This is a genomic window from Pseudomonas sp. GW821-FHT01C01 (genome assembly GCF_059422645.1).
The window spans coordinates 11,780-17,800 of record NZ_JBWKXF010000077.1 but is presented as its reverse complement, the minus strand read 5'-3'; the positions used below and the strand labels follow the sequence as shown (position 1 = coordinate 17,800).

Genomic DNA, 6,021 nt, shown 5'->3' with positions numbered 1-6,021 from the left:
AAGAGCGCCGCGTTTAGTCAGTAAACACGCGGCATCGTTAACGACCATCGCGAGCAAGCTCGCTCCTACAGTGGATCGTTCTCGCTTAACTGAACAGCATTACGGCGTGTTGCCGGGCATTTTTGTTTGCGGTGATGGTTCAGCGATTCTGGAAAGCCGTCCGGGCACGCTGTATCGACGGTCTGGACTCAATGGTGTCGAACCAGCGCGATAGTTGTGGAAGCTGTTTCCAGTCCAGTCGATCACGGAACGCTGTGACGATGGTGAAAGCAGAAATGTCGGCCATGGAGAACTGCTGTCCGGCCATGAAGTCGTCCGTCAGAAAGCTTTCCGAGTAGGTGAGCTGCTCGATCACGCGCAGATCGATGGCCGCTGCCGTCTTATCGTGCCCCGCCTGGTGCAGAAAAAACGCGGCATGGCTGGGGGCGATGACATCGGTCACGAAAAAGAAATAGCGGTCAATCACCCGGATGCGCTCAGGTCCGGGTTGCGCCGGTGCCAGCCGTCCGGGCGCTTTGGCCTCGGCGTAGTGGATGATGGCGTTGGACTGGTTGATGACCAGTGCCGGCGTCATCCCGTGATCGATCAGAGTCGGCACTTTCCCGGCCGGGTTCAGCGTCAGAAATGTCGGATCAAGATGCTCACGCGCATGCAGGTCCAACCAGCGTGCCGAATAAGCAATCCCGGCCTCCTCAAGAGCAATGGCCGCCCGTAGCGTATTGCCGGTGTTCGCGCCGTACAGTTCGATTTGATCGTTCATGGGTCATTGCTCTTGTTGGGACATACAGGCAGCCACTGCACACCGTCAATGATGTCAGTATGGTGAAAATCCGCCGCACTGATATTCAAAAACAGTGATCGTCCATACCCCTGCGCGACAAGCCTTATCCCTCCACGAAAACTACTTTCACCTCGTTTGATAATAGCGTCTCGAAATGTTTTAAGAGTTTCACAAGCCATTCAGTCCTCCCTCACTTCGAACTTCTGCTGCTCCTGTCGCTCAGCGGGCGTGCTTGATTACGCACTCGTGTTGAGAGCGCTCTCGTGGGCGGCAATCGGGTTCTGACTGGCGGTTGAACCTTCAAATAACGATAAGAAACACCCAGGAGCACCGTATGTTCAAACGAGCCATTCCCGCCGCCGTCCTGCTGGTCACCAGTTCGATGGGCGCACAGGCAGCAGACTCTGCCGGCCACGGATTTCTGGAGGACAGCAAAGCCAATCTTTCGATGCGCACCCTGTACTTCAACAGCGACAACCGCGACGGCGCCGCTGCCCCTTCGAAAACCGAGGAGGCAGCCCAGGGATTCTTGCTGCGCTATGAGTCGGGGTTCACACAAGGCTCGGTGGGGTTTGGGCTCGATGCCCAGGCGTTGCTCGGCATCACGCTGGACAGCGGGGCAGGGCGCCACGTTGGTAGCGGCATGATTCCTTCGGACGGCGACGGCGCTGCCGACGCCTGGAGCAGTTTCGGTCCTACGGCGAAGATGCGCCTTGCCAGGACGGAGTTTCGCTACGGCACCTTGCTGCCAAAGTTGCCGATCCTCCTGGCGAACGATGCACGTGTGTTGCCGCAATCGTTTACCGGCGCGCAAATTACTTCGAACGACATCGATGGCCTGACGTTGACCAGCGGTGTGCTTGAGCATGCGGTAGGGCGTGCCTCGACGGATCGCACAGGCTTGTCGGTCGCCGGCAGCACTCAGGACAGCAACAAGTTCTACTACGCCGGTGCTGACTACAGCCTCACCAGGAATCTGAAGACCCAGTATTACTTCGCGCAGCTGGAAGATTTCTACAACCAGAATTTCCTTGGCCTGACGCACATCCTGTCCATCGACAGCGCGAGCTCACTGATTACCGACCTGCGCTATTTCCATACCACGTCGAGCGGTGCCAATAGCTCTGCCTCCGGCCGCGCGCAAGGCTATCGGGTATCGGGTTACACCGACGACAACGACGGTGAAATCGACAACAGCACCTGGTCTGCGACGCTCACCTACACCCAGGGTGGACACGCGGTGACGGTGGGGCATCAGCGCGTGGGTGATGGCAGCAACTTCGTCCAGCCCAACCAGGGCAGCCTGGTGGACAAAGGGGCGGGCGGCGGCAGTGTCTACCTGCCCACCGACAAGATGATCCAGAACTTTGCCCGGGCCGGAGAACAGACGAATTTTGGTCAATACACCTACGACTTCGCGCCCTTGGGCATGCCGGGCCTGAAAGCCTCGATCGTGTATTTGAAGGGTACGGACATCAAGGCGCAAAACACGAGTGATCAGTCCGAGTGGGAACGCGACATGACCCTGGACTACGTGTTGCAATCGGGCACGTTCAAAGGGCTGGGGTTCACCTTGCGCAATGCCAAGTCCAATACCGATGCTGGGCGCAACGTGGATCAGAACCGGTTGATCATCAATTACACGTTGTCGCTGCTGTAATCACACCACACCCCCTGTAGGAGCGAGCTTGCTCGCGAAGGCGGTGTGTCAGGCGACATTGATATTGAATGTGCCGGCCTCTTCGCGAGCAAGCCCGCTCCCACAAAAATCGATGTATGGGCTGGCCGCCGCACTGTCGGCGAAACGTCCCGCAACGCTGATCAATGCGGACACGTATTTTGGCCGTTTCGATCTCCTTTTGGCCTGCCTCACGCTATGAAGCGGCCCCGCCCTCGGCAAGAATCAGACGCGGGTTGCCGAGTCAGCAACCCAAGTTGAAACCACAACCAGAATCTCCACTTCCTTGCCCTTGGTTATTTTCAAGGCTGCTGCCGTGTACAGAACATAAAAACCATCGTACTCACGCCACACTTGGGGAAACGATCCATGGACTCAATGAAACGCATGCTGGGCGCCACCGTTTGCGGACTGTCGCTGCTGGCCAGCGGGGTGCACGCTGAACCGCGCGAATTGCGGGTGTACAACTGGGCGGACTACATCCTGCCGTCCGTACCCAAGGATTTTGCCAAGGACACCGGGATCAAGGTGACCTGGGACACCTTCGACACCAACGAATCCCTGGAAGCCAAGCTGCTCACCGGCAACTCGGGCTACGACCTGGTGGTGCCCTCCAACCAGTTCATCGAAACCCAGATCAAGGCGGGCGTGTTCCAGAAACTCGACAAGTCCAAACTGCCGAACTGGTCGCACCAGGACCCGGCGTTGCTCAAGCTGCTGGACAAGAACGACCCGGGCAACCAGTACGGCGTGCCCTACATGTACGGCACCGTGCTGATCGGCTTCAACCCGGCCAAGGTCAAGGCGGCGCTGGGCGAGAATGCGCCGGTGGACAGCTGGGACCTGGTGTTCAAGCCCGAAAACATGGAGAAGCTCAAGGCGTGTGGCGTCGCGATGCTCGACTCGCCGTCGGAGATCCTGCCGCTGGCCCTGCATTACCTGGGGCTGGACCCGAACAGCCAGAACCCCGATGACTACGAAAAAGCCAAGGCGCTGATGCTCAAGGTCCGCCCTTACGTCACCTACTTCAACTCCGCCAAGTACATGACCGACATCGCCAACGGCGATATCTGCGTGGCCATCGGTTATTCCGGCAGCTTCTATCAGTTCGGCAACCGCGCCAAAGAGGCGGGCAACGGTGTGGTCGTCGACTGGCGCCTGCCCAAAGAGGGCGCGCCGATCTGGTTCGACACCTTCGCCATCCCGAAAAGCGCGAAGAACGTCGCCGAGGCCCACGAGTTCCTCAACAACCTGCTGGACCCGAAAGTCATCGCGCCGATCAGCGACTTCCTCGGTTACCCGAATGCCAACAGGGACTCGCTGGCGCTGATCAACAAGGACATCACCGGCAATCCGGACCTGACACCGACCAGCGCGGCATTGAAGACGCTCTACGTCGTACAGCCATTGCCGCAGAAGCTTGAGCGGGTCCGCACGCGGGTGTGGACCAGCATCAAGTCCGATCAGTAACACCGGAAACTGGTGGGAGCGGGCTTGCTCGCGAATGCATTGTGTCAGTCAATGCATGTGTGGACTGATCCACCGCCTTCGCGAGCAAGCCCGCTCCCACAGGTTGTACGGTGCAGGGTTCAGCGGAAGAATTCTCCGGGTGTTTCGCCGAACTGCTGACGAAACGCGGCGATAAACGCCGACGTCGAGTCGTAACCGCAGGCCAGCGCCACGTCGGTCACTCGCTCACCCTGTTCCAGTGGCGTCAGGGCGCCGAGCAAGCGCAAACGCTGACGCCAGGCGCGAAATGTCAGGCCGGTGTCGCGCAGGAACAGGCGACTGAGGGTTTTCTCGGTGACACCGAATTTGTCGCTCCAGTGGCTAAGCGTGGTCTGTTGCTCCGGGTGCGACTCCAGGCTTTGGGCGATTTGCCGCAACCGGCTGTCCTGGGGCAGGGGCAGCATCAGGTCGATCTGTGGCGCTTGCGCCAACTGATCCAGAATCACCTGGGCCAACCGGCCGTGCGGACCGTCCTGATCGTATTCCACTGGAATCTGACTGAAGGCACGGATCAACTCGCGCAACAGGTCGCTGACCCCCAACACATGACAACCCGGCGGCGCCCACGTCGAGACGCTGCAATCGATGTACAGGCTGCGCATTTCCGTGCGTGGCGAACTGAACACCCGGTGCGGCATGCCTGCCGGAATCCACACCGCACGCTCCGGCGGGGCGACGAAGCGCCCGACGCTGGTCTGGATTTCGAGCACGCCCTGGATCGCATAGGACAGCTGCACCCACGGGTGGCTGTGGCGCCGGGTCAGGGCGCGATTGGGCAGCGATTCGGTACGGCCGTAGAGCGGTCTAGGCAGGCTGGACAGCCCGGGAATACTGCGCCGGATACTTTTGTCATGTCCTTTAGGCGGCATCGGTGGGCTCATCGGCGTTAGTCGGTAATATCCAGTCACGTTAGAGTCGCTTTCACGTACTGGCAACCCCTCGGATGATCAACCCATGACGCGCCCCCGTTTGTTACCCGACAACTTCACCCTGACCCTGATCGGCGTGGTGACGCTCGCCAGCCTGCTGCCCGCCAGCGGCCAGGTCGCGGTCGGTTTTGGCTGGCTGACCAACATCGCCATCGCGCTGCTGTTTTTCCTGCATGGCGCCAAGCTGTCCCGCGAGTCGATCATTGCCGGTGCCGGGCACTGGCGCCTGCATTTGCTGGTGTTCGGCCTGACCTTCGTGCTGTTTCCGTTGCTCGGCCTGGCGCTCAAGCCGCTGCTGTCGCCGCTGATTGGCAATGACCTGTACATGGGCATGCTGTACCTGTGTGCGCTGCCCGCCACGGTGCAGTCGGCGATTGCCTTTACTTCGCTGGCGCGAGGTAACATCCCGGCGGCGATTTGCAGCGCGGCGGCGTCCAGCCTGTTCGGGATTTTCCTCACGCCGTTGCTGGTGACGCTGCTGCTGAATGTGCACGGCGAAGGCGCCTCGACCCTCGACGCCATCCTCAAGATCAGCGTGCAGTTGCTGCTGCCGTTCATTGCCGGGCAAATCGCGCGGCGCTGGATCGGCAACTGGGTGGCGCGCAACAAGAGTTGGTTGAAATTCGTCGACCAGGGCTCGATTCTGCTGGTGGTTTACGGCGCGTTCAGCGAGGCGGTGATTGAAGGTCTCTGGCACCAGATTCCGCTGCTGGACCTGGTCGGGCTGGTGGTGGCGTGCTGCGTGGTCCTGGCGCTGGTGTTGGTGGCCTCGACCGTACTGGGCAAGGCGTTTGGCTTCAATCAGGAAGATCGCATCACCATTCTTTTCTGCGGCTCGAAGAAAAGCCTGGCGACCGGTGTGCCGATGGCGCAGGTGTTGTTTGCCGGTAGCACGATTGGTGTGTTGATCCTGCCGTTGATGCTGTTCCACCAGATTCAACTGATGGTCTGTGCGGTACTGGCGCAGCGTTTTGCCAATCGGCCGGAATCGATTTCGGAGCTGATGGCTCAGGTCGATCCCTGAAAATCCGGGAAAACTGTAGGAGCCGGCTTGCCGGCGATGGACTCAAGTGCGCCGCGTTTATCCAGTTCATACGCGTTATCGTTGACGACCATCGCTGGCA

General features: G+C 59.8%; 5 protein-coding genes. 3 read left to right on the top strand and 2 right to left on the bottom strand.

Translation table 11 applies throughout. The features are described 5' to 3' along the window. Nucleotides 1-139: 139 nt before the first annotated feature. The gene (locus AC07XF_RS27450) at nucleotides 140-760 is read right to left on the bottom strand and encodes a glutathione S-transferase family protein (RefSeq protein WP_495029006.1); all 621 of its coding nucleotides are present in this window, start codon (nucleotides 758-760) and stop codon (nucleotides 140-142) included. 355 nt (nucleotides 761-1,115) lie between these two features. On the opposite strand from AC07XF_RS27450, the gene AC07XF_RS27445 reads away from it, so the two are divergent. Continuing rightward, complete coding sequence (locus tag AC07XF_RS27445) at nucleotides 1,116-2,441, top strand: OprD family porin (protein WP_495029005.1); 1,326 nt, start codon at nucleotides 1,116-1,118, stop codon at nucleotides 2,439-2,441. Nucleotides 2,442-2,828: 387 nt separating this feature from the next. After that, nucleotides 2,829-3,929 (top strand): polyamine ABC transporter substrate-binding protein, encoded by a 1,101-nt coding sequence (locus AC07XF_RS27440; protein ID WP_495029004.1) that lies wholly within the window; start codon nucleotides 2,829-2,831, stop codon nucleotides 3,927-3,929. 119 nt (nucleotides 3,930-4,048) lie between these two features. On the opposite strand, the gene AC07XF_RS27435 is transcribed toward AC07XF_RS27440, so the two are convergent. Further along, nucleotides 4,049-4,837, bottom strand: coding sequence for an AraC family transcriptional regulator (locus AC07XF_RS27435; protein ID WP_495029003.1), 789 nt, complete (start codon nucleotides 4,835-4,837; stop codon nucleotides 4,049-4,051). An 85-nt stretch (nucleotides 4,838-4,922) separates the two neighbouring features. Between AC07XF_RS27435 and AC07XF_RS27430 the strand changes: the two genes are divergently transcribed. Continuing rightward, entirely contained in the window at nucleotides 4,923-5,921 is a 999-nt protein-coding gene (locus tag AC07XF_RS27430; RefSeq protein WP_495029002.1) for a bile acid:sodium symporter family protein, read from the top strand. Nucleotides 5,922-6,021 lie beyond the last annotated feature (100 nt).

What these genes read in the sequence shown, in the direction of transcription:
- AC07XF_RS27450 (WP_495029006.1), bottom strand. Translation starts at nt 760, where the DNA reads ATGAACGATCAAATCGAACTGTACGGCGCGAACACCGGCAATACGCTA.
- AC07XF_RS27445 (WP_495029005.1), top strand. Translation starts at nt 1,116, where the DNA reads ATGTTCAAACGAGCCATTCCCGCCGCCGTCCTGCTGGTCACCAGTTCG.
- AC07XF_RS27440 (WP_495029004.1), top strand. Translation starts at nt 2,829, where the DNA reads ATGGACTCAATGAAACGCATGCTGGGCGCCACCGTTTGCGGACTGTCG.
- AC07XF_RS27435 (WP_495029003.1), bottom strand. Translation starts at nt 4,837, where the DNA reads ATGCCGCCTAAAGGACATGACAAAAGTATCCGGCGCAGTATTCCCGGG.
- AC07XF_RS27430 (WP_495029002.1), top strand. Translation starts at nt 4,923, where the DNA reads ATGACGCGCCCCCGTTTGTTACCCGACAACTTCACCCTGACCCTGATC.